The 24099-nt window shown below is 66.2% G+C and carries 17 protein-coding genes; 12 read left to right on the top strand and 5 right to left on the bottom strand.

The window, feature by feature from the left end; translation table 11 throughout:
• Positions 1–26: 26 nt before the first annotated feature.
• The gene (locus ETR14_RS17950; RefSeq protein ID WP_129387006.1) at positions 27–938 is read right to left on the bottom strand and encodes a DMT family transporter; all 912 of its coding nucleotides are present in this window, start codon (positions 936–938) and stop codon (positions 27–29) included.
• Positions 935–3031, bottom strand: a complete 2097-nt coding sequence (locus ETR14_RS17945) for a glycoside hydrolase family 36 protein (protein WP_129387004.1) — start codon at positions 3029–3031, stop codon at positions 935–937. The genes ETR14_RS17950 and ETR14_RS17945 overlap by 4 nt, the downstream gene beginning before the upstream one ends.
• 152 nt (positions 3032–3183) lie before the next feature.
• Here ETR14_RS17945 and ETR14_RS17940 point away from each other — a divergent pair, with 152 nt between their 5' ends.
• Positions 3184–4296, top strand: a complete 1113-nt coding sequence (locus ETR14_RS17940; protein WP_129387001.1) for an amidohydrolase family protein — start codon at positions 3184–3186, stop codon at positions 4294–4296.
• A 178-nt stretch (positions 4297–4474) separates the two neighbouring features.
• On the opposite strand, the gene agaR is transcribed toward ETR14_RS17940, so the two are convergent.
• A complete protein-coding gene (gene agaR / locus ETR14_RS17935) occupies positions 4475–5254 on the bottom strand; it encodes a transcriptional repressor AgaR (protein ID WP_129386998.1) in 780 nt (259 codons plus the stop codon).
• A gap of 175 nt (positions 5255–5429) precedes the next feature.
• Here agaR and ETR14_RS17930 point away from each other — a divergent pair, with 175 nt between their 5' ends.
• The 11 genes from ETR14_RS17930 to ETR14_RS17880 all read left to right on the top strand — a co-directional run bounded on the left by ETR14_RS17930 (position 5430) and on the right by ETR14_RS17880 (position 21664).
• Positions 5430–8321: a TonB-dependent receptor gene (locus ETR14_RS17930; protein ID WP_165356512.1), complete on the top strand. Its 2892-nt coding sequence runs from the start codon at positions 5430–5432 to the stop codon at positions 8319–8321.
• A gap of 207 nt (positions 8322–8528) precedes the next feature.
• On the top strand, positions 8529–10445 hold the full coding sequence (locus tag ETR14_RS17925) for an NPCBM/NEW2 domain-containing protein (protein ID WP_129386993.1): 1917 nt from the start codon (positions 8529–8531) through the stop codon (positions 10443–10445).
• A 760-nt stretch (positions 10446–11205) separates the two neighbouring features.
• A complete protein-coding gene (locus ETR14_RS17920; protein WP_129386990.1) occupies positions 11206–11943 on the top strand; it encodes a LuxR family transcriptional regulator in 738 nt (245 codons plus the stop codon).
• Between the two features lie 77 nt (positions 11944–12020).
• Positions 12021–12635 carry an acyl-homoserine-lactone synthase gene (locus tag ETR14_RS17915; protein WP_129386987.1) on the top strand — a complete coding sequence of 205 codons (615 nt, stop codon included), beginning with the start codon at positions 12021–12023 and terminating at the stop codon, positions 12633–12635.
• Between the two features lie 70 nt (positions 12636–12705).
• Entirely contained in the window at positions 12706–13539 is an 834-nt protein-coding gene (locus ETR14_RS17910; RefSeq protein WP_243455571.1) for a phytanoyl-CoA dioxygenase family protein, read from the top strand.
• Between the two features lie 52 nt (positions 13540–13591).
• Entirely contained in the window at positions 13592–14185 is a 594-nt protein-coding gene (locus tag ETR14_RS17905) for a GntR family transcriptional regulator (protein WP_165356511.1), read from the top strand.
• 610 nt (positions 14186–14795) lie between these two features.
• Complete coding sequence (locus tag ETR14_RS17900; RefSeq protein WP_129386979.1) at positions 14796–15101, top strand: hypothetical protein; 306 nt, start codon at positions 14796–14798, stop codon at positions 15099–15101.
• Between the two features lie 209 nt (positions 15102–15310).
• Positions 15311–15850, top strand: a complete 540-nt coding sequence (locus ETR14_RS17895) for an RNA polymerase sigma factor (protein ID WP_129386976.1) — start codon at positions 15311–15313, stop codon at positions 15848–15850.
• Complete coding sequence (locus ETR14_RS17890) at positions 15847–16860, top strand: FecR domain-containing protein (RefSeq protein ID WP_129386973.1); 1014 nt, start codon at positions 15847–15849, stop codon at positions 16858–16860. Before ETR14_RS17895 ends, ETR14_RS17890 begins: the two co-directional genes overlap by 4 nt.
• 95 nt (positions 16861–16955) lie before the next feature.
• Positions 16956–19559 carry a TonB-dependent receptor gene (locus ETR14_RS17885; protein WP_129386970.1) on the top strand — a complete coding sequence of 868 codons (2604 nt, stop codon included), beginning with the start codon at positions 16956–16958 and terminating at the stop codon, positions 19557–19559.
• Positions 19553–21664 carry an Atxe2 family lasso peptide isopeptidase gene (locus tag ETR14_RS17880; RefSeq protein WP_129386967.1) on the top strand — a complete coding sequence of 704 codons (2112 nt, stop codon included), beginning with the start codon at positions 19553–19555 and terminating at the stop codon, positions 21662–21664. Before ETR14_RS17885 ends, ETR14_RS17880 begins: the two co-directional genes overlap by 7 nt.
• On the opposite strand, the gene ETR14_RS17875 is transcribed toward ETR14_RS17880, so the two are convergent.
• Both ETR14_RS17875 and ETR14_RS17870 read right to left on the bottom strand, forming a co-directional pair.
• The gene (locus tag ETR14_RS17875) at positions 21633–23408 is read right to left on the bottom strand and encodes an asparagine synthetase B family protein (RefSeq protein ID WP_129386964.1); all 1776 of its coding nucleotides are present in this window, start codon (positions 23406–23408) and stop codon (positions 21633–21635) included. The genes ETR14_RS17880 and ETR14_RS17875 overlap by 32 nt on opposite strands.
• The gene (locus ETR14_RS17870) at positions 23405–24070 is read right to left on the bottom strand and encodes a lasso peptide biosynthesis B2 protein (RefSeq protein WP_129386962.1); all 666 of its coding nucleotides are present in this window, start codon (positions 24068–24070) and stop codon (positions 23405–23407) included. The genes ETR14_RS17875 and ETR14_RS17870 overlap by 4 nt, the downstream gene beginning before the upstream one ends.
• Between the last annotated feature and the right edge of the window lie 29 nt (positions 24071–24099).

The following is a 24099-nucleotide window of genomic DNA, read 5'->3' as shown; positions in this document are numbered from 1 at the left end:
AAGCAACAAATCGAAATAAAACGAAACTATGCAGCTGCTTCCGCAACGTCCGGATCCTCAGCATCGGGCTCGAGCGCGAGGAACAGGGAGGCAAGGAGAGCAAGCACGATGCCGACCATCTTGAGCGGGCCAGGTACCACGCCGAGGATGATCAGCGACAGCAAGGCGGTGACGAGCGGAGCCCCGGCATTGGCGAGCGGTGCGACGATGATCGCCTTGCCGTAGCGAAAGGCAAATACGAGGGTGAGCGCGCCGACCGCGTTGAGCAGTTGGATGGCGGCGGCCAGAGCGGATCCATCCCAGCCCCAGTTGATCGGCATGCCAAGGTCGGTCATCGCCCAGGCAACCGGCATCAGCGCCAGGCCGGACAGCGTCATGTATGCGAAGATGCTCTCGGCGGACATGATGTGGTTCGCCGCCTTCATGAAATAGGCCTGCACGCCCCAACACAGCATGACCAGCAAAGCAGGCACCAGCCAGCCGCCCCCGCCGCCGCTTCCCGGCGCGAAGTCGAAGGTGGGCAGAGCCAGCAGTGCCAGCACGATGCCGATGACACCGAGGCGGCCGGTGCGCTCCCCCATCAGGAGGAAAGACAGTGCGATCGTGACCACGGGAGACAGGGAAATCACGGGGAAGATGAGGTAGGCTGGGCCACGCGACACGGCGTAGAACAGCATCATCTGCCCTCCGGCGCCGAGCACGCCGATCGCGAGCCCGTGTGCGACGGCCTTTGCCGAACGGTCCAGCCGCCAGCCTGCCTGCGCAAGCACGATCACGGCGGGAGGAATCATGGTCAGCGCCCAGACGCAATAGACCAGGGTGTCGGGAAAGCCGCGCTGCGCCGACAAACCCGAGAAGGCGCCCCAGACTCCCCAGAAGGCGACGGTCACGAACGCATAGATCAGCCAGCCGCGGCCGCGGGCTGCGGCCCCGTTCATGCGGCGCCTCGTGCGGAGGGCGTCGCGCGCACGAGGAGGAAGCGCTCAAAGCTGACGGTCAGGCTGCTCTGCCGCGCCGTGGCGGTGCCTAGCGGCCTGCCGCTGAAGGCGTCGGACAGCGCGTACCGGCCCTCGGCGAGGCCGCGGAGCGGGAGCGGACCGTCCCACGTTTCGGCGTAAAAGGCGTAATGAAGTACGCCGTCTTTTTCGATCGCATGGGCCTCGGGCTTGTCGAAGCCGATGTCGTAGAGGCCGCCAAGATAGGTGCCCCTGGCGAGCATGTTGGTCTTGTAGAGTTCGATCCACTTGCGCCAGAGCGCCTCTTTCTCGGCCGTCAGCACGAAGCCGCCCGGCGGCAGGGCGTCCGTCGTATTGCTGGAATCCTTGGGCCAGGTGAACTTGGTAGAGGGGATGGCCCCGATGCCGTAGGTGGACGCGAAATCGTCTCGCCCGTCGCTGAGCTCGACGTGGTCGCCCGAATATGGCGCGGACGGCCCCATCAGCGCCTTGAACGTCTTGCCCTTCGAGCGGATCTGCCAGGACGAGGTCGGATCGGATGCCGGCGTGTTGTTCATGGCCGGGATGTTGTGGAAGGCGAAGCTGTCACCGCACGGGCAGATCTCGACGATCGCGTCCGGATTGATCGCGATCGCCTCCTCGTAAATCGCTTTCCAGAAGTCCTGCAGCTTCTCGAACGATTCCTCCGGACGCGCATGTTTGTGCGCCGGGTTGTAGCAGGGCGCGACGCCGTTCAGATGCTGGCCGTCGAGTTTCAGGCCCTCGAATCCCCACTCTCCGATGATCCGGCGCACCTGCGCACGGAAGAAGTCGACGGTCGGCTGATAGGCGGGACACATGGTGAATGCGCTCCACCAGCTGACGTTCTGCACCGCTCCGTTCCGATCCAGGATGAGCATGTCGGCATGGTCGCGGAGCAGGTCGGTGCCGGGATCGATCGCCAGCGGCGCCAGCCACAGGCGGGGTCGCATGCCTTCCGCCTTGATGCGGTCGGCAAAGAGCTTCATGTCCGCATCGCCGCGCGGGAACTTGGTTCGGTCGACCTTCCAGTCGCCTTCCGAAGTCTGCCACCCATCGTCCAGCACCGCCCACTCGAAGCCCAGTGCTTTGGCCTTGGGCAGAGTGCCGTAGACCTGCTCGGTCGTGAAGTTGCGCTCATAGCCCCAGGCGCACCAGACCGGGCCGTAGCTCGATTCCGGTATCGCCGGCGCCGCAAGGCCGCGCTCTGCCATGATCCGGCGATAGGCATCCAACGGCCGGAAATGATCCCCGCTATGCACCATCAGAAATGCGGTCGGTAGCGTCAGCGTGGCACCGGGCGCGAGGAGTACAGGCTCGTCGCCCGAAAGGCCGATGCGGGTGCCGCCGGGCTGCGCGGCGACCGGCAGCGAAACCAGGCGCGGCACGGTCTCGACATGGCCGACCGCCAGTCCCGCATCCTTGCGCCAGACCACCGCAACCGGGGTGCCGCCGCCATAATCGGAGCCGTTCATGCCCATGAAGTTGCGCTGGTCGAAGCCGGGTGCGACCTTCTGCACCCAATCCCGGCGGTCCGGATAGGATGCGCCCGCGAAGCTCCAAGCGCCATCCTTATGCGCAAGGAGGTCGTGGGTGGCGACACGCCAGCCCGCGATCGCCAACGGGTCCGTACCGGTGTTGCGGAAACGCGCCTCGTACAAGGCAAGTCCCGGATAGCGATCGAAGAAGGTGATGGTGAGCACCTGCTCCACGGCGGCATTCGTCGCGGTGCCGCGCAGCCGGTGCTGCTTGCCCGTACCGTGCGGCCCCGTAACGGGAGATTGCCGATGCTCCAGCAGGAGGAAGCGATCGATCGGCCCCTTGCCGGCGAGATACAAGGCTTCTCCGGGAGCGACGGGTGTGAGCGCCCGGCCGGCCCGCGAAACGCGAGAGTGCATCGCAGTGTCGAAGTCGATGGTCAGCGTGCCATCGGACAATTCGACCGCGCGCGGTGCCGCGGCCCAACTGCGCCCCGCGAGGTTCGGCATTGCAAGCAGCGCGCCGCCGGCGAGCAGCCGCCGAAGCGCGGCACGGCGGGAAACGGGGCCAGGTGACATCTCTCGAACTCTCCTCTCAGCACGGCCGCGCGCCGCACATGACGGCACGTGGCCGGTTCGAGAAAGAGCTTGCACCAGCCACCGGCGCGGCGCAAACCAAAAACGCAAGTTTGTAGCGCGTTTAGTTTCGTTATCGTTTGGAGAGGCTTGGCATGCGCAAGATGACTCATCTGCTGCTGGTCGCCGGCGCAGCCATGCTCACCGGCGCGGCGCCGGCGCAGCGCGGATACGATGAAGCGGATTTTGCGGCGGTTCCGAAGTTCGACTCGCACGTCCACGCCAATATCGAGGATCCCGCCTTTCTCGCGCTTGCCCGGCGCGCGGGCTTCGAGCTCCTTTCGATCAACGTCGATTATCCCGATTTTCCGGCCGTGGCGGATCAGGCGGCGATCGCACGGCGGATGCAGGCCGCCGACGGCAGGCATTTCCGCTTTGCAACGACCTTTTCCATGGCCGGGTTCGGCACCCCCGGCTGGACCGAACGGACCATCCAGGCTCTCGACGCCGCCTTTGCCGAAGGCGCGGTCGCGGTGAAGGTCTGGAAGAATGTCGGCATGGTGGCCAAGGACGCCGCGGGCAAGCGCGTCTTCATCGATGATCCACGTTTTGACGGCGTCATGGCGCATCTCGAACGGCGTGGTGTGCCATTGATCGCACACCAGGCGGAGCCCAGGAACTGCTGGTTGCCGCTCGATCAAATGACGACGGAGAATGACCGCGCCTACTTCCGCGAACATCCGGAATATTACATGTTCCTCCACCCGGAGGAACCGAGTTACGAAGCGCTCATCGCGGCCCGCGACAGGTTCGTCGCCCGCCATCCGAAGCTGCGTTTCGACGGGGCTCATATGGGGAGTCTGGAGTGGAGCGTTGACGCGCTTGCCGCCTTCCTGGACCGCCACCCGGGCACCGTGGTCGATCTGGCGGCGCGCATGTCGAACCTTCAGGTCCAGTCCAATGCGGACATCCGGAAGGTGCGCGCCTTCTTCATCAGATATCAGGACCGCATCCTTTACGGCACCGACCTGACCGACAGCCCTCCGGATCCGGCCGCACGGGCCCAGAACCCACCGGCCACGGCAGACTTTGCGCGCGAGGCCGAGACGGTCTGGCGGGCGGATTGGCGCTACCTCGCGACTCCGCTCGCGCAGCATGTGGATGCCATCGATGCCGATGTTCCGGGTCTCGATCTTCCGCGCGCGGTGATCGACAAGATCTACTGGAAAAACGCCCGTCGCTTCTTCCAGCTGGAGCGCCGATCCTGAGCCTTCCTGCGCATTCCGCCGGGACCGGTTTCAGGTCGCCCAGCGGAACCTTCACGAGCCTTGCCCGGTGGACCGGCCAGCTTGCGCAAATCCCGGGCTCACCCTGCCGGCTGCCCCGAACCAGCAGGCGGCTCAGCCGTTAGCGTCCCCGAAACAGGCTGTTCGCGCCCGGCGGAGTTCAGGCGACGTGCAGGCGAAATCCAAGCCGATCCGCGGCCGCCTGCATGCCGTCCGATTCGTTGGCATCCGTCACCAGATCGTCGATCTCGTCCACGTTCAGGATACGGTGCAGGCACACCCGGCCGAACTTGGAACGGTCGGTGACGGCAATGACCTGACCCGCCGCCTTGACCATCTTGCGGTTCAAGATGGCCTCCGGCTCGAAATGGGTCGTGATACCGCGCTCAAGATCGAAGCCGTCGACGCCGAGAAACAGTTTGTCGACGTGAAGATCGCTGAGGGCGCTTTCGGTCTGCGCGCCGTAGAAGGCCCGGTTGCGGCGCCGCAGGGTCCCCCCGAGCATGACGACGTTCAGCCGCTCCTTGCGGGCAAGCGCGCCGAGGATGTCGAGATCGTTCGTGAGGACGGTGATGTCCTCATGATCGGGAAGATGATGCGCGATCTGGAGAGTGGTGGTGCCGGAATCGAGCACGACCGACTCGCCCGGCACGACCATCGCCGCGGCCAGCGCTCCAATCCTCGTCTTTTCCTCAATGCTGATCGCCCGCTTGGCCTCGACCGGCGGCTCCGCCACAACATTGACCGCGTCCGCGGAGATCGCGCCGCCATAGGCACGCTCGGCAACGCCGCGCTTGGCGAGATAGTGGAGGTCCTTGCGGATCGTCTGCATCGACACGCCGTAGCGCTCCGCAAGCGGTGCCACCTGCACGCTGCCGCGTTCGCGCACCAAGGTGCTGATTTCCTGTCGCCTGCGGCTGGTGTCCCGGATCACGGCCATCTCGTATTTCCCCTCCAGAGGTGCTTACCAGCGCGCGTCCCAGACCTCAAACCGAAAGCTATGTTTCGTTTCATTTCTATTTGACAGTCACAAACACAGCTTGGTAACCAAACCGAAATAAATCGCACCCGGCGCCTTGGAACCGGACATGCGAACAGTCGGAAGGGGAATGGCGATGGCTCGGCGGTTGCAATGGCGAGGCAATGTGCTCACCGGAATCAGCGCGGCGGCGCTGCTCGCCGCTTCCGGAGCGTCCGCACAGACCGCCGACGATGCTTCCGCCGCGCCTGATCCCTCCCCCGTTCTCTTGGAGCCTGTGCAAGAGAGCAGCAATGTCGTCCCGGGCGACGCTCCCGATCAGGAGGAGATCATCATCCGCGGCGTCCGGGGCAGCCTGCTGCGATCGATCCAGGCCAAACGGGACGCCGACACCATCGTCGACGCGATCTCCGCAGAGGAACTCGGCAAGTTTCCGAACCGCAACGTCGCGGAGGCGCTCGCCAACATTCCGGGGGTTACGGTTGGCCGTGACGGCCGTGGCGAGGGCCGATCGATCACGATCCGCGGGCTGGGCGAGAATTTCGCGATCACCACCCTCAACGGCCGGATCCTCCCTACCGACGGACCGGATCGATCCTTTGCATTCGACGTGCTGCCCTCGGAGATCATCTCAGGTGCCGAAGTGCAGAAGGCGATCCGGGCCTCCGAGCTGGAAGGCAGCATCGGGGGCAACGTCGACCTGCGGACCGCCCGCCCTTTGGACCGCCCCGGCCTGCACGGCTCGGCAGCGATCGAAGGCCAGTATAACGATCTTGTGGACAAGGGCGGCTACAAGGCGACAGCGGTCATCAGCACCACGTTCGCCGACGACACGATGGGCATCATCGTCGGCGCCAGCTACAACAAGTACAAGTTCCGCACCGACAATCTTGGGGAATATTCGATCACCGACGGCACCGAGGCCGGCTACGGAGTCGATTTCGATCGTAATGGAACGATCAACCCGGACGAGAACGGCCCGGCTTTCATCTGGCCGGATTACTACAGCGTCGGCTACGTCCAGGGCGACCGGGAGCGGATCGGCGCCGCCGGATCGTTCCAGTGGAAGCCGTCGCGCAGTTTCGAGCTGACCATCGACGCCCTCTACAGCCACTATGATGTGGCCCAGCATAATTATCGATCGTCCAATTATCTGAACCCGCTTGGAGATGACGGCTCCCTGCGGTGGGATCCCGCATCGATCCAGACCGATTCCAACCATGTCGTGACCGGGTTCGACCTCGACGATCTGGTTGCGGAAGTGCTCACCACCGATGAGCCGCGCAAGAGCCAGACCTACCAGATCGGCGGCCGCATCGACTGGCGACCCGCCGACAAGCTCAAGTTCGCGCTGGACGGCTATTACGGCAAGGCGCGTGACGACACGGGAGGTCAGAACCGGTTCGTCGTGGCCGGCATTCTGGGTGCATCGGCCACCTTCGCGACCCGCAACGGCGGCATCCCCGATCTCGCGGTGACGATTCCGGGTGGGCGGACGCTCGCACAGGCCACGAACGACGATTTCAGAGCCCATTATATCGGCATCCAGGGCCAGGATATCGAGGATCGCACCCAGGGTCTGAAGCTCGATGGCGAATACGAAGTCGGCAGCGGCGCGTTCAAATCGATGACGTTCGGCGTGGCCTGGACCGATCGCAAGAAAACGGTCGACCAGATCGACAACCAATATACCACATCCTGCAATTTCTGCGGCTATCCCTTTACCTTCGGGCAGATCGGCGCGAACGTGGTCCAGCCGGGGGCATCCGGCGGAATCCTGGGCAAGCTCGACGGCAACTTTCCGCGCGACTTCCCCTTCTTCGACATCGACACCTATCTTGCGGCGTTGCCCAAGGCGGAGGGGAATCCCGCGATCCTCGACCCGAACAGCTGCCTGGACGCGACCGGCACGCCGATACCGGGCTGTACCCTGTCGCCTTATCCTGCCGGCTACGCCACGCAGATCATCGAGGCCAATCTGCCCGCCTCCTACCGTATCAAGGAACGGACCTGGGCGGGCTATTTCCAGTTCAATTTGGCAGGCGAACGCTGGCGGGCCGACATCGGCGCACGTCTGGTGTCCACCAAGGTCTCCTCGACCGGCTATGGAGCAAGCATTGCCAGCATCATCCCGCGTGTCGGCACGCAGGATAACGACGTGAACTTCAATCCCGTCGAGCCGATCAACGGCGGCGGCGATTACACCCGGCTGCTTCCCGCAGCGAACTTCGCCTACGATCTGGCCGATGGACTGCGCCTACGGCTGGCGGCCTCGCAGGCCATTTCGAGGCCGACCTTCGGCGAATTGTCCCCGGCCAAGGATGCCACTTCCGCCCAGTCGGGCACCTACATCATCTACGATGCGGGCAACCCGAATCTGAAGCCGACCAGCGCCGACCAGCTCGATGTCTCGCTGGAATATTACCCCTCGAACCGCCTGGCCCTGACGGCTGCAGCCTTCTACAAGCACATCACGAACTTCGTATCGACGATACCGGTCGACGTGGTGATCACCCCGACGGATCAGCCGGCCAACCAGCAGCAGACCTTCCCGTTCGTCGAATATCAGGTGCAGAACGGCGATACCGCGGACGTCTATGGCCTGGAGGTCGGCGGCCAGTACTTCCTCGACAACGGTTTCGGCGTCCAGGCCAACCTCACCTACAATCACTCACGCGCGAAATCGGGCGACGTTACCACCGATCTGCCGGGAGCGATCCCCTTCTCGGCGAACGCGAAGCTGTTCTACGAAAATCACGGCATCGGAGCGCAAGTCTCCTACAGCTACCAGTCACGCTATGTTTACGCGCAGTCCGGCAATCTCGGCTATCTGCCGCTCAAGGAGGATCCCTACCACGAAGTGTCGGCGAGCCTCTCCTACGACCTCACCAGCAATCTTTCCGTCTATGTGCAGGGCTCGAACCTCCTCGGCTCCGAAATCAAACGTTTCAACACCTACCGCAATGTGCCGAACTTCTACGAATATTCGGGGCGTTCCTTCTTCTTCGGCATCCGGGCACGACTCTGATCCACGGCTCGCCGCGCGGGGCCACACGCGGTCCAATCTTGGTCGTCGGGCGGCGTTTCCCGCAATGATGTTGAGCCGCCGTCTGGCTGAGCCGGCGGCCCCAATGTCCCATGCTCGAAGCCGTCGGCGCTGGACCTCGTGACGAATCGAAAGCACTCAGTGGCGTCGCCCGTCCTTCTTCGTGCCTCAACGCTGAGCAGGTAATCCATGATCAAGAGTCGCGCCTTCGCTTACATCGGTTTCGCCGGGCTGCTGTTGAGCATGCCCGCAATCGCCGCCGCGGAGGCACGGGATCCGATCCGGCCGGCCGGCCGCTGGACCTTGCCGGAACGCAAGCAGGCGCGGACTCCTCCAATGGGCTGGAGCTCGTGGAACGCATTCCGGACGGAGGTGGACGAGGACAAGGTGATGGGCGCCGCCCGCAAGCTGGTGGACAGCGGCCTTGCCAAATTGGGCTACGTCTATGTGAACGTGGACGATGGTTGGTGGCTGAAGCGGCGAACGTCGGACGACCGCATGCAGATCCGCACCCGCATCTTTCCCTCTGCGGCGGTCAAGGGCGCGGACAGCAGCTTCCGCCCATTCACCGACCGTCTGCATGCGATGGGACTGAAAGCCGGCATCTATAGCGACATCGGTCGTAACGCCTGTTCGCAGGCCTACGACCTTCATTCGCCCAATCTGCCCGAAGGCACCGTCGCGGAGCGCGAGGTGGGCCTGCTCGGCCATGTCGATCAGGACATTGCGCTCTACTTCGGCGAATGGGGCTTCGACTATATCAAGGTCGATGCATGCGGGATCAACGTCTATGCACCGGGCAGCGCAATCGTGCGCGAGCACGATTATCGCCCGGTCGCGCCTCTCATCGATCAGGCGTCGGTCAATCGGACGGACATCCCCGCGGTCAGATCGATGTACCAGGCGGTTGCGGAAGCGCTCCACAAGCACAATCCCGACGGTGACTTCGTTTTCTCGATCTGCGCCTGGGGCAGTGCCGATGTCCGTAGCTGGGGCAAGGATATCGGTCATCTCTGGCGGACCAGCGGCGACATAACGCCCGTCTGGACCCGGATGCTGCACACGTTCGACAGCGCCTCGACGCGGGCGCTCTACGCCAAGCCGGGCGCGTGGAACGACCCGGACATGCTGTTCATCGGTCATGGCGATTTCGATGCAAAGCACCTCACGGAGGCGCGCTCGCATTTCGCGCTCTGGGCTATCATCAACGCGCCCTTGCTGATCGGCTACGATCTCAGGGACGCGCCGCAAAGCCTGCTCGACATTTGGGGCAATGCCGACATCGTAGCCGTCAACCAGGACCTCGGCGGGCATCAGGGCGTGATCGCCTATGACAGTGATGACGTGCAGATCATCGTCAAAACGCTGAGCGGCGGGCGCAAGGCGGTCGCGCTGTTCAACCGAGGTCTTGCCGAAGCCAAGGTCGACCTCACCGCGGCCCATCTCAAATTCTCGGCCTCGGCGCCGATCCGCCTTCGCGACCTGTGGGACAAAACGGTCCTGGCGCCCTTCGAGGGCGAGAAAAGCTTCACCCTCGCGCCGCGACAGACCCTGATCTTCGAGGCGCGCGGCGAGCCGCGATTGGGCGCGGGTGTCTACCTCTCCGAAATACCCGGCGACATCAACGTGGCCGCCGATGGCGTGACGGTGCCGGAACCGGATCCGATGGTCCACAGGATGATCGGGCAATGGAGCGGCACGCGAGACTCCGGGGAACGCCCGACCTATGCGGGCTGGGGCGGCGCCCGGGCGGACGCGACGCCCTACGATCAGACGCTGCAGATCGCCGGCCGGCGTTTCGACACGGGGATCGGAATTCTGGCCCAATCCAGGCTCGAGATCCGCAATACGGGTCGGCGGTCGCGCTTCGAGGCGCTTGTCGGGGTCGACGATTCCACGCGCAACATGCAGGACAAGGTGCGCTTCCTCGTCTACGGCGACGGCCGCCTGCTGACACGCAGTGCACCGGTCGGCTTCGGTGACCCGGCCCAGCCCATTGCCGCGGACATCGGCGGGGCGAAGGTGATCGAAATCATCGTCGCACGCGAAAGCCGGACCAGCGACCTGCCGGTGGTGACGACCTGGGGCGACGCCGCACTGCGGTGATTTCCGTCAATCGTCACGATCACGATCGGCTCGCCGCCAGGCGCTGCTCACCGCTCGCGCCCCGGTATGTAAAGGACTTTCCTCCCGGCGCTTGCAGTCGACGGCCGTCGCACCTGCATGTTCACGCTTGAAGTGCCCGGCTCTCGACCTTCGACCGGCCCACGTCCCTCTCACCGGTGCTGTTGCAGCCCAGTCGCGGAGGCCCGAAGGGCTTCCGAACAGGACGGACGACGCTGGACAGGGAAATGGCGGAGAGGGTGGAATCCGAACTGCAGAGCTAAGTCGCTGTGACAACAGAATATTCTTCGACGGATTTTCTACGATGCCCCCAAAAGTGCCCCCAGCACGTTCCCCGCATCGCCCAAAAAAGTCACGCTAAATCACCCCGATCCGACGGTGCAGCGCGCCCCATTTTTTCCCTCCTGGCCCGACATGATTCGACCGCAATTGACGATCGTGGGCCGCGCCTTCCCTCTTGCACCTGCGACCGCGCGATCCCGGCGCTTACGCTTGAGCGCACGATGCGCAACCGCTCTGCAGACGCCGTTCGATCACCCCACAACCGATCGACAGGGGCGACGATCATATTGGGTGTATTTTCTGGTTATACCTCGCAGATGCGGTAAGGTGTTGGGAGTGGTGAGTGCGCGTTTCGTCGACCTGAGAAATCGACGACTCGTGCGAAAGCAGAAAGGCGCTCGCGGGACTTGATCGGTTTGGAACGCTCTCTCGCGGACGTGCGGCCCGGCCGCAATGGAGGATGTTCGATCAGGTAGAAGCGTTCATTCGAGAGGCGAACGGTGTCCGGTGCCAGGCAGAGCTCGGCGAGTTGCTCGCGGAGATCAGCCGAGAGCTTGGCTTTCGCTACTTCGCGCTTGCACATCATGTGGATATCCTAGCCAGCCCGCGCTCGGCCATCCGCCTGCACAACTACCCTCCAAAGTGGGCGCATTATTTCGACGCGGAGAAGCTTGGCGCGTCGGATCCCGTGCATCGTGCGAGCCATATGACCTGCGTCGGGTTCGCCTGGGCGGACCTGCCGCGCATGATACCGCTGACAGAGCGCGATCGTAACATCCTCGCGCTTGCCGGCAGGAACGGTATCGGCGCGGGCTACACGGTGCCGGCGCATGTCCCAGGCGAGTCGAACGGCTCGTGCTCGTTCGCGACTCCGATCGGCCAGCCGCTCCAGCAACAGCATCTGCGGGCCGCACACCTGATCGGAGGCTTTGCCTTCGAAGCCGCCCGTCGCCTCTGGCGAATCCGCGAGGAGGAGTCCCCTCCCGCACCGCGGTTGACGGATCGTCAGCGCGACTGCGTGCTTTGGGCGATGCGCGGCAAAACGGCGTGGGAGATCGGCCGTATTCTCGACGTGCGAGAGGACACGGTCGTCCAGCATCTCAAGGCGGCGCGGCAACGCTATGGCGGCGTCAGGGCGATGCAACTGGCGGTTCTCACCCTCTTCGACGGCACGGTCGGGTACCGGGAAGTACTCTGAACAAGTCCATACCCATTTCTGGGAATATCGGTTTCAAGCTCCTCCGGCGATGATCGCACGAATTGCTGGAGGAGCCGATGATCGTCAGCACAGACCAGGCGCGGCCGCGTGATCACGCGCTGCTCAGATCCATGTTCGAGGCAAGGAAGCGCGTTTTCGTCGATCTCCTCAAATGGGATGTTCCCGTGCTGGAGGATCGCTACGAAGTCGATCAATTCGACGATCCGCACGCCACCTATCTGATCGTCGCGGATCGGCATGGCGGGCACCTGGGCTCGGTCAGGCTTCTGAAAACGACCCGCCCGCACCTTCTCGACACCTTGTTCCCGAGCCTGTGCGCTGGCGGTGTACCGTCGTCGCCGCATATGCTGGAGATCACGCGCTTCTGTCTCGATCCGCGTGCCAGCGCGCGCGCACGTTTGGTGATCCGCAACCGCCTCGTCAGCGCACTCGTCGAACACGCCCTCGCCAGTGGCATCAAAGCTTATACGGGAGTCGCGGAGCTCGCCTGGCTACAACAGGTGCTGGCGTTCGGGTGGCAATGCCGCCCGCTGGGCTTGCCGCAGACGATCAGCGGGCGCCTGCTCGGCGCCCTTCGCATCGACGTCGACGAGGACACGCCGGCACTGCTCGCCCGCAATGCGATGTGGCTCATCGAGGATATCGGCGACGATGCCGTACTCGCAGCCTGAACAACGAAGGAGGAGAATGATGGCGACGCTTGCAATCGCGGATGACCCGGCGGAACGCTGGAGCGAGGCTTTGCTGCGCGACGGCTATATCGTCGTTCCCGACCTGCTGCCGCGCGCCACCATCGAAGCCCTCGACACCGCTCTCGCCGATGATTTCGAGGAGACGCCTTTCTGCCACGGCGGCTTCTACGGCGAGCGCACCAAGCGCTTCGGCCGCCTTCTTGCACGATCGCGGCTCGCCGCGCAGCTCGTGCAACATCGCCTCGTGCTGGATATCGCGGAGCGGATTCTCTCGCCGTGGTGTGACACAATCCAGCTGAACCTGACCCAGGCGATTGCGATCCACCCCGGCGCACGCCCACAGCTGCCGCACAGAGATCAGGACATGTGGCGGGGCCACATCGGCGAGGTTGAATATCTCGTCAACGTGATGTGGCCGTTTACCCGTTACACAAGCGACAACGGGGCAACATTGGTCTGGCCGAACAGCCATGGCATCCGGGCGTTGCAACCGGCGCCGACCGACGCCGGCGAGGTGACCGAGCTTGATCCCGGCTGCGCGCTCCTGTTCCTCGGCTCCACCCTGCACGGTGCCGGAGGAAATCGGAGCCGGAACATCCGGCGCGGTGCCATCGTGAGTTACTGCCTGGGATGGTTGAAGCCCTACGAGAACCAGTGGCTTGCCTATCCGCCGGCGATCGCCCGCGGCTTTCCGCCTGCCCTCGCCGCCCTGGTCGGCTATCGCCAGCACCGCCCCAACCTCGGCAATTTCGAGGGATGCTGCCCGTCCATCCTCCTCGAGGACAACATGCCCGCCCGTCCCGGGGCGGTCGACGCCCTGCGCCCGGACCAGCAGGCGCTCCTCGACGCCTATGTCTCGCGCGAGCAGGGGCCGTGCGACTGATCGGCCGCCCCCGGCGCGGGTCCAGCCGGCCGACGTCATCGGACAAACTCCGGTGAGCGCCGGCGCTACCTTCGAGCGGGTCTATCTCGCGCTTCGCGAGGAGCTTGGCACGGGAAGCTTGCGTGCCGGGGGAGCCCTGGAACCCTCCGCACTCGCATCGCGTCTCAACGCGAGCATCACGCCGATCCGGGATGCCCTTCATCGCCTCGTCGGCGAGCGGCTCGTCGAAGCGCCCCGGGGCGACGGGTTCAGGGTCCCTCTCTGGACGGAGATGGGGCTTCGTTACCTCTACCGCTGGCGGGAGCGGCTGTTGCTCGGTGCCATCCATCCGCGCCACTGGCCGATTGTGACGACCGATGGCGCAGGGACCGGGACGGCAGTGCACCGAGCGGAGGCCGTGTTCTCGCTGATCGGCTCCTTCAGCGGAAATCCCGAACATGAGAACGCCATCGAGCAGGCGAGCGCGAGGCTGCGCCCGGTTCGCGCGGCCGAGGAAAAGGTGCTTGCCGATACCCTCGCCGAATGCGCGGCGCTCGAGGAGATGCTTGCCGATGGTGGAGCGCCCCTGCGGCGTCGGCTGGTTGCCTATCATCAGCGCAGAATCCGGGCGGCAGCGGAGATCGTCGCATTGCTCCACGCGGAGTGATCACGAGCTTGGCGCCTGTGATCGCACGTAACGTCCATGCTCACTAACCGCTGCTGGTCGTTCCTTGCGGAGCAGATCCTGCTCGACTCCACCGATCGGCTGTCACACATCCAGGGGCGAACATATTGGGGGTGGAATCGATGAAGCGCTTTGCAGGCCTCGCCGCCGCGATCACGCTCGTGCTCGGACCTTCATCGCTCGATCCGTGCACCGCCGGTGCTGCCGTCGCGGCTCCTGGACTGGCATGCTGCAAGCTGTGCTCGAAAGGAAAAGCGTGCGGGGACAGTTGCATCGCGCGGGACAAGACATGTCACAAGGGGAAGGGCTGCGCCTGCGACGGATGATCGGGGCCGAGCGGTGCGCGGGCCAGAGCCGCTGCGCTTCCCGACGAACCGTGCAGCGCAACGTCACCTGCTGAGGCAGCGACCGACTAGCCGGGGCGGATTACGAACATATTCACCGGCTGACTTCCCGGACACGTGCGGCTGCTCCGACGCTTTCCCCCGTCCGCATGGTCTTGATCGTCCGTTTTCTTGTTCCACTTTTGTTCCGCAGCGGGTAGCTGATGGCGATGCGACTCGGACAGGACAGGCTGCTTGCGACCGCCTTGATGGCGCTGGAAGAAGCCGCGCAGGAAAGTCGCTACGAGCCGGTACGCAGGACGATCGCGCTCCGCCTGGCCCTCGCCTACCTCTGGGCGTTGGGAGCTCGCGAACGATCGCCCTTCGATCGCTTCTGGACGGCGCTCGGGGAGGACGCCGGCATCTGGCGCTTCGACCACGCAGACCGTGCGCTTGAAGAGATCTACGCCGACCTCGGGCTTCGGCGCGACCACGAACTCGCCATGCGCATCTGGCAGAAGGTCTATGCACGGCGGCCGAAGCCCGGGGAAACCGCTCCTCGCCCGGATGGTTGAACCCCGAGAGAAAGTGAAGCACATTTGCCCTGCAGCCCGGTCTATCGCCGGCGACGGGTTGCGGGCCCAGGCCGCCAGGCATCACATGCATCCGACCCTCCCGGTCGGGTGATCGCAAATCCAGGCAATGCCCCGGCACGGGACGCCCTCTCGTGCGCCTTCTTCAACCCAGCGCATTCGCGCGCTCGCCTGTCGGGCGGCGCTGACCCATGGCCGCGCCCGAAGACACGGCCGAGACGAAGCAGGACCGGGACGACGGGGTCCAGCTTCGGATCGATCGTCTTTATCGCAGCCAGGCACCGAAATTGCGGCGCAGCCTGCGCGCACGGCTCGGTTCGACCGAGGAAGCCCGTGACCTCGTGCAGGACGCCTTCGCGCGCCTTCTCGGCGCCCGGTCGCTGCAGGTCGTGCGGGAGCCTGAGGCCTTCCTGGGGCGGATCGTGCGCAACCTCGTGATCGATCGCGGCCGGCGTCGTTCCACCCGCCCCACGCACGTGCCGCTGGAAGATGGCGACCGATCAGTGCCTGCAGAACAAGAAGACGACCTCGAGGTGGAGCAACTGCGCCTGCGCTATCAGGCGGCGGTTGCGGCATTGCCGCAGCGCACACGCGAGGTTTTCCTGCTGCACCGAGTCGACGATCTCGCTTACCACGAGATCGCGAGCAAGCTGGGGATCAGCCGCCGCACGGCGGAGTGGCACGTCGCCGAAGCCGTGCTTAGGATCGGACGCGAGCTGGACCGCGAATGATGCCGAACGAGCCCCGTACCGACTCCGTCCCGCCGTCCGACGAGACGCGGCGTCAGGCCGCCACCTGGTTCGCGCGCATGCGCGGTCCGGATGCCGAGGAGAGCCGCGACGCCTTTGAAACGTGGCTGGCGGCAAGCGCGAGCAACCGTACCGCCTATAACCGCGCGGCAGAGATATTCGCCTTGGGGAAGCTGCTGCCCAAGTCGGAAGCGGTCGAAGCGCCCGCGCCGCATGGCAGCGCCCGCCCTGCGCGACGACATCTGGTCGTGACCGTCGCAGGGCTGCTGGCGATCGCGGCATTTGCCTCGCTCGCGCTCAGGGTTCCGATGCCCTACCCGACCGGTTCGCCGGACGCGGAGCGTCCCGGCTCGAGATCCGGATCTGACCGCGTCTCCGCCCACGAAGGGATCCCGCGCAGCGTACGGCTCGCAGATGGCTCGACGGTTGACCTTGACGGGGGCACGATGCTCGTCGTCGACATAGACGGGGATGGCCGTCGACTGCGCCTGGCGCACGGCGCGGCACGGTTCCACGTATTCCACGATCCGCGTCCGTTCGTCGTCTCCGCCGGCGGCGGCAGCGTCATCGCGCGGGGCACCGTCTTCGACGTGGCGCTGACCGCCGCGCAGACTGTCCGCGTGCGCCTGATCGAGGGCTCGGTCGAGGTTCGCGCCGCCGGCGCCAGGGAAGACGGCGCCACCGTTCAAACGGTGCGGATGGCTCCGGGGCAGGCAGTGACCTTCCCGGCCTCTTCCAGGAACTCGTCGGCGGGCATCGCGACGCTGGCGGCCAGCAGGGACTTCGCCTCGATTCGGCTCGCCGAACTCGTCGGGGAGGCAAACCGAACTGCGCGACGGCCGATCGAGGTCGTCGGTGCTGTCGGAGATCTGCGCGTCTCCGGCCGGTTCCGGACCGACGACACCGATCTCCTCGCGAGCCGCCTCGCCGCTCTGTTCGGCTTGGACGCGGATCGGTCGGATCCCGGCAGGATCGTGCTGCGCCCCCACTAGCCGAATTTATTTTTGGACGGACCCCGTAGATCGGGATTCGCTGCGTCAATTCCCATGAAGCCGGCTGCTGGAGACCGGCTGATGGGAGGGTGACGATGACCAAATTGAATGGCGCACTGCGCGCCGGCTTCCTCGCCGCGTCGGCTGTCGCAACGGCTCTCGCGGCATGCCCCGCGACCGCGCAGGCACGGCTCGAAGCCACCTACAACCTGCCCGAGCAGCCGCTCGACTCCACCCTTCGCGCGATCGCGCTGGCAAGCGGGCGCGAAATCCTGTTCGACTCCGAGCTCGTCCGCAACCGACGCGCGCCCGCGATAATCGGGTCGATGACCGCCGAGGCGGCGGTGCGCGCCGCGCTCGAGGGCAGCGGCCTCGTGGTGGTGGAACGCCAGGACGCGTTGTTCGTGGTCCGCGCGAATGCGGCAAGCGGCCTGGGTCGCAGCCCGGCCCAGGAAGCGGGAATCACGATCACCGGCACCCGTATCCGCGGTGCGGCCAGCGCATCTCCGGTGATCGTTGCGACGCGCGGCGATCTCGAAAATGCGGGCTTGAGCGATCTTGGCGGTCTGTCGCGGATCCTGCCCCAGAATTATACCGGAGGCCAAAATCCCGGCGTCGCCGGTGGCGGGCAGCAAGGCGGTCAGACCAATGTCAACAACTCGACGACGCTCGACCTTCGCGGCCTCGGCGCGGACGCCACGCTCACCCTCGTCAACGGACATCGTGTCGCCTATGACAGTTTCACCCAGGGCATCGACATCGGCACGATCCCGCTCGTCGCGGTCGAGCGTGTCGAAGTCATTCCGGACGGCGCGTCCGCCCTCTACGGCTCCGATGCGGTGGCAGGCGTCGCCAACATCCTCCTTCGCCGCGATTACCAGGGCGCCCAGCTGAGTGCCCGGGTCGGCGCCGCCACCGGAGGCGGCTCGGCGCAGCAGCAGATTGCGGGGATCGCGGGAACCCGCTGGGCATCCGGCGGCTTCATGGCGGCGTTCGACCATAGCCGATCCTCGCCGATCGAGGCCCGAGACCGAGATTATGCGGCGGGGCTCGACCCGTCGGCCACCCTGATCGCGCGCTATTCGCAGGCGAGCGGGACGATCGCCGGGCATCAACGACTCGCCGACTGGCTCGACTTCGAGCTCGATGCTCTCGTCAGCCATCGAAGCTCCGAGAAGGCGAATGTCTTCTTCACGACGTCCGATGTCTTCACCAACGGGCTGCTCAACCGCCCCACGGTTGACACCTATGCGATCACGCCGACGCTTCGCGCGGCGCTGCCGGGGGATTGGCAAGCCTCGCTTAGCGTCTCGCGCGGCGCCAGCCGGACCGAGATTTACGGGCGTCGCTTTCTCTCGGCGGTCGAGACACGCCAGCGCCTCGTCTACGGGAACCGATACAGCGCGATAGAAGCGGGTGCGGAAGGTCCGTTGTTCACCATTCCCGGCGGGCCGGTGCGCCTCGCCATCGGCGGCGGCCTTCGCTCGGTCGCGCTCGACGTTAAGATCAGTCAGGTGATCCGGGGAGCCTCACGCGTGACCCGCGACATCACCGAGGCGCGCGACATCCAGTTCGCCTATGGAGAGCTTTCGGTGCCGCTGGTCGGCGCCGTCAACGCGATGCCCCTGGTGGAGCGGCTTCGCCTCAGTGCCGCCCTCCGTTACGAGCGCTATCAGGGCATTGATTCGGTCGCGACGCCGAAGCTCGGGCTCATCTACCAGCCCACTACCGACCTGATCCTGCGCGCCAGCTGGGGACGTTCGTTCAAGATCCCGACCCTCTTCCAGGTCAACCAGGCACCGATAGGGGTGCTCTACCCATCCGACCTGTTCCTGCCGCCGTCGCCGCCGCTCGGCGACGGCGCAACCGTGCTGGTGCTCGACGGGGGCAATCCCGATCTCGGCTCCGAGCGTGCGACCACCTGGACGGTGACCGCCGCCCTGACGCCGCGCATCATCCCGGGAATCAAGCTCGAGGCGAGCTACTTCGACATCGACTATCGCGACCGGGTGGGATTCCCCGTCGAGTCGCTGGTGCCTTCGCTGAGCTCTCCCGCCTATCGGGATCTCGTCGAGTTCGCCCCCTCCCCCGCGCGAATCGCCGAGCTGCTCGCCTCGCTCCCGCTCGGCCTCGACAATCTGACCGACGAGCCGTTCGATGCGGACAAGGTCGGTGCGATACTCGACGCCAGGCTGCGCAACACCGCGCGTGAACGCGCCCGCGGCGTCGATGTCGGCATCACCTATCAGGCAGACGTGGCGGCCGGTACGCTGCAGCTCGACCTTGCCGGCAGCTATCTCGAAAGCGAACGCCAGCTCACCGCAGGGCTGCCCGTCCTCCAGCGCGCCGGGCTGATCTTCAACCCGCCGCGCTGGCGGGGGCGGCTCGGCGCCAGTTACGAGAAGGGCAGGCTCGGCCTTTCCGGGTTTCTGAACTATGTCGGCAGCGTCGTCGACGATCGGTTCCCGGAGCGCACGAACATCGGACCGTTCGTCACGCTGGACCTCAGCGGGCGTATCCGTGCAGCGGCGACGCACGGGCCGCTGCGAGGCGTCGAGCTCAGGATCTCCGCGCGCAATCTCCTCGACGAGCACCCCGACCCGATCCGCAATCGCGATCCCGCAGCGCCGCCCTATGACTCGACCAACCAGTCGCCGATCGGCCGCTTCCTCATGCTCTCGGTCTCAAAATCATGGTGATGCTGCGACTGCTCGCCGCCGCGGCGGCCGCTTTGCCCGGCGTCCCGAATGCAAGTTCTGGCGACGCTGCGGCCGGTTCCTGCCCGATGCTGCCCCCGGCCGCTGCTGCGGCTGGACCCAGGCGGCCGGTCGAGCCGGAGGATCTCGCCCGCCTGCTGGATATCGGCCCGTCCGATCATTCTGCCCTCTATGGACGTCTGTTCACCCTGTCCCCGGACGGCCGGCGCGCCGCCTTCCAGCTTCGGCGGGCGGATCCCGGGCGCAATCTTCATTGTCTCGCAATGGCAGTCATCGAGCTGCGCCCGGGCGCGGTGCCGCGTATCGTCGACCGTGGCGGCGATCTCATCCGGTGGCGGATCGAGGCGTTCGGCAAGGCCGATTTCCCGACGGGCGTGCCGATCGCGGTCACGCCGAGATGGGCGCCGGACGGACGCTGGATCGCGTTCCTCAAGCGCAAGGACGACGTCACCCAGGTCTGGCGGGCCGGTGCGAACGGGGAAGGCAGCCGGCCGCTGACCGCAAGCCAGACCGATGTCGAGGATTTCCGCATCCTTCCGGACGCGACGATCCTCTATGTCACCCGCCCCGGGCTTGCCCGGGCTCACGCCGCCATCGCCAGCGAAGGGCGAACCGGCTTCCATTATGACGATCGCTTCGCGCCGAGCGCCGCGCGGCGGCCTTTTCCGCCGGCGCCGGTTCCGCCCGAGCTCTTCGTCCAGGAGCATGGGTCGGTCGCTGCGCGGCCGGCCCGGCCCGAGGAAGCGGCGCGGATCGCCGATGCCGGGGACATGCGGGAGACGATCTGGACTTCGGCACGGACCATCGACGGCGCGAGCGTCTCGATCAGGGCAGCCGGCCCGCCCCACTCCCGCGGCACGATGCAGCTGGTCGTCGACACGCAGGACGGACGAACCATCGCCTGCGGGGACGATATCTGCGCGGCGGCGTCGCGACCCTGGTGGACGCCCGACGGCCGGCGGGTGCGATTCCTCGCCCGCGAGGGCTGGGCGCGCAGCGAGACGTCGATCTACGAATGGGAACCCGGAGCCGGGTCCCCGAAACAGCTCTACCGCACCCGGGATGTTCTCGTCGACTGCGTTCCGGCCGGCACGTTGCTCGTCTGCCTCAGGGAAGGCTCGCTGACGCCGCGCCGCCTGGAGCGGCTCGATCCCGAGACGGGCGAGCGGCAGCTGCTGTTCGACCCCAACCCGGAATGGCCGCAGCTTGCGCTCGGCGCGGTCAGGCGACTGCGCTGGCGGAACGCATTCGCAATCGAGACGGTCGGCGATCTCGTGCTGCCGGTCGGCTATCGTCCAGGGACGGCATGTCCGCTGGTCGTCGTGCAATATGACACACGCGGCTTCCTGCGCGGCGGAACCGGTGACGAATATCCGATCCAGGCTCTGGCTGGCCGCGGCTATGCGGTGCTCAGCGTCAGCCGGCCGGCTTCGCTCGGCGACATCATCTCGCCCGACGATCCCGCCGAAGCGGCGCGGCTCGATGTCGAGGGCTTCACCGACCGGCTGAGCGCGCTCTCCTCGGTCGAAAGCGGCGTGCGGATGCTGATCAGCGAAGGGATCGCGGATCCGGCGAGGATCGGGATCACCGGTCTCAGCGACGGCGCGGTTACCGCCGCTTTCGCCCTGCTCCACAGCCGCTTGTTCTCGGCGGCCGCAATCAGCAGCTGCTGCCTCGACACCAGCATGCCGGCGCGGGTCGGCCCGGCCGCGGCGCGTCACTTCCAGGCGGAAGGATTTCCGCGTCTCACCGAGGACGGAGCAGCCTTCTGGGACCGGCTGTCGCTTCGCCGCAATGCGCCGCGGGTTCGCGTGCCGCTGCTCATCCAGACCTCCGACGACGAGCTGCTGAGCGCGATCGAGAGCTTTACTGCTTTGCGCGAAGTCGGTGCGCCGGCCGACATGTACGTTTTCCCCGGCGAACATCACGTCAAATGGCAGCCCGCCCACCGGCTCGCGGTTTACCGCCGGGCGCTCGACTGGTTCGATTTCTGGCTGCGCGGCGTCCGGTCCGCGGACCCGGCAAGGCGAGAGGAATTGCGACACTGGGACCAGCTCAGGACGGATGCTGCGGCGTCCGGCGGCTAGCGGCGCAGCGCTCGATCCAGCAATCGAGCCAGGCTTCCGCCGCCCCCAGCCGCAGGATCCGTACCCGCTCCGCACCGCCGGGCGGCCGCGCGTCACGAAGCACCAGCTCGAGCGCGGCGCGATCGAGCAGCTTGTGCCCGGCGAGATGTCCGTCGAGCAGCCGGTCGGCAATGGCGGAACGGTGATGCTCGACGAGGCGGTTGCTGAACCCGTCGGGACCGCCCTTGCCCCGCCGGCGCACGACCTCCGCCGGAAGGTCGCAGGCGAATGCGTCGCGCGCCACCGCCCGATCGACGCCTCCCGACCGCCAGGTCCAGCTCGCAATTCCAAGGCAGAACTCGGCGATCGGCTGCGACAGCAAGGGATGGACGACGGGAGCGTAGCGGCTCCGCCCGGGCTCGAGCGACTGTTGCACCCTCAGCAAGGCCGCGATGTGCGCTGCCTTGCCGGGCAGTGCACCGGGCGGAGCCTGGAGCCAGGGATGGCGCGGAAACGCCCCGAGCCTGTCGATCATCTCCGAGGCCAGGAAGAGCCGATCCGGGCGCCAGCAATAGCCGGGCGGCGCCCACCGGATCCGCCAGGCGGCCCGCGCCGCCTCGGCCAGGCTGCAGCCTGTCTGACGGCAGACATCGAGCAGGGTCTGCCGGGCACCGGCGCCGAGGCCCTCGACCAGCCAGCGGTCGGCGATCGCCGCCGCCGACTGCGAGAAGCCGAGCACGTTGTCGCCGCCGCTTCCGGTGAAGAAGCCGTCAATGTCCTCGGCACCGGCGACCTCGAGATGCGCGCGCTCATAGGCGGCGTCCTGCATGCGCCCCGTCGGCCGCGGCAGATGGCCGTCGATGGCCGTGAAGATGTCCACGTCCGAAAGCCGGAACGGCCGCTCGATCAGGCGCAGGCCCAGGTGATCGGCAAGGCGCCGGGCATGTTCGCGTTCGTCGCCGCTCGGATCCTCGCCGAACATCGTCAGGCAGACGCAATCGACATCCGCTTTCGCGAGGCACGATGCGACGATGGAAGAGTCGAGCCCGCCCGAGACGCTGACGAGGACGCGCCGGAATCGGGACGACCAGGCGTGGACGCAATGGTCGACAATGCGGTGCAGCATCTCGGCCAGGGTCTCGCGTCCGCGCACCGGCGCCGGCTCGACATGGTCCCAGGGTGACCATCGCTGCCTCTGTTCGAGCGATCCGGGACCCATGTCGATCGAGAAACCCGGCAGCAATTCCTCGATTCCGGCGAGGGCCGTCTCGCGCACCGGCATTCCGCCGCCATGAAGATGCCGCGCGAGGGCGCCCCAGTCGATCCGGCACGGGACCAGTCCACTGTCGATGAGCAGGTCGGCATCCGAAGCGAACAACAGCACGCCCGGGCAGCGTGCATAATAACATGGCAGGGCCCCGCAGGGATCGCGCAACATCCGCACGCCCTCGCCGCACGGAACCATCGCGACGAAGCCGCCCCAGAAGGATCGAAGCAGCATAGCCCCTTCACTGGCAAGGATCGCCGCCTCATCCTCTTCCGACAGCGTCCCCACCGCCCGGGCGCGGCCATGGCGCGCGAACAGCGTTCCGATCACGACGCCCTTGCCGCCGGCGAGATGGATGGCCGGGCACCCTGCGGTGAGCAGGGCGAACCGGTCGGCGGCGAGGCTCAGGGACAGGCCGGTGCGCCTCGCCAGTGCGACCGGATCGGGCAGTTCCCGTCCGCAGCCAGTGGCTGCCAGCAGAAGGTAGCGGCTTCTCACGGCACCACCAGAATGGGCGTGAACTGCTGGACCTGCTCGAGGTCGCCGGTGAGCACCGCGTCGCCGAGCTGCACCCAGCTATGGGCCGCGAACGGCTCCGCGCCGACACCGAACAGGAGCGAGGCCGGGATCCGGCGGCGGTGACACATTGCGAGGAGCGCGAGCGAGCGTGGCAGGCAGCGGTCGTGGCGCCCGAGCCAGAGGGCGCTCGATGCGAAGGCCGCGGCGACATTCGCCGCCGCCCGTTCGACTTCGGCCGGTGGGTTGCCGAGCCGCTCCGCCCGCGCCCTGATGCCAGCGACGAGATCGAGCAGGCGGCGGCGCCGGAGCCTCCCGGCCGCGGCATGCTGGGCGATCAGCGCCTCGACGATCATTCGCCAGGAGGGCCGGCGGCCGTCATCGATGCCGGACGCTCGCGACGCTGCCGGCACGGTTGCACTCTGTTCGTATTCCAATCCCGGCCCTTCATTCCCGAGCAGCAAGCCCCGGCCGATGAGCGGCGCAAGCGCTCCGACGTCCGCCTCGCCGCCGGCAAGGAGCGCCCGGAACGCGCGATCGGCAACGGGTGGCAGGCAGAAATAACGGTCGGCTTCGAGGTCGAGGAAGACGGCCCGCCCTCCGCAGAGGCAAAAGGCCAGATTGTCGCGGAGGCGAAGCGCCATGGCGGCGGAGCCGGGGAAGCGCGCGCCCG

The organism is Sphingosinicella sp. BN140058, from assembly GCF_004135585.1.
GTDB lineage: Bacteria > Pseudomonadota > Alphaproteobacteria > Sphingomonadales > Sphingomonadaceae > Allosphingosinicella.
Note: the sequence above shows the minus strand (reverse complement) of the source record. Positions and strands in the feature narration are given on the sequence as shown.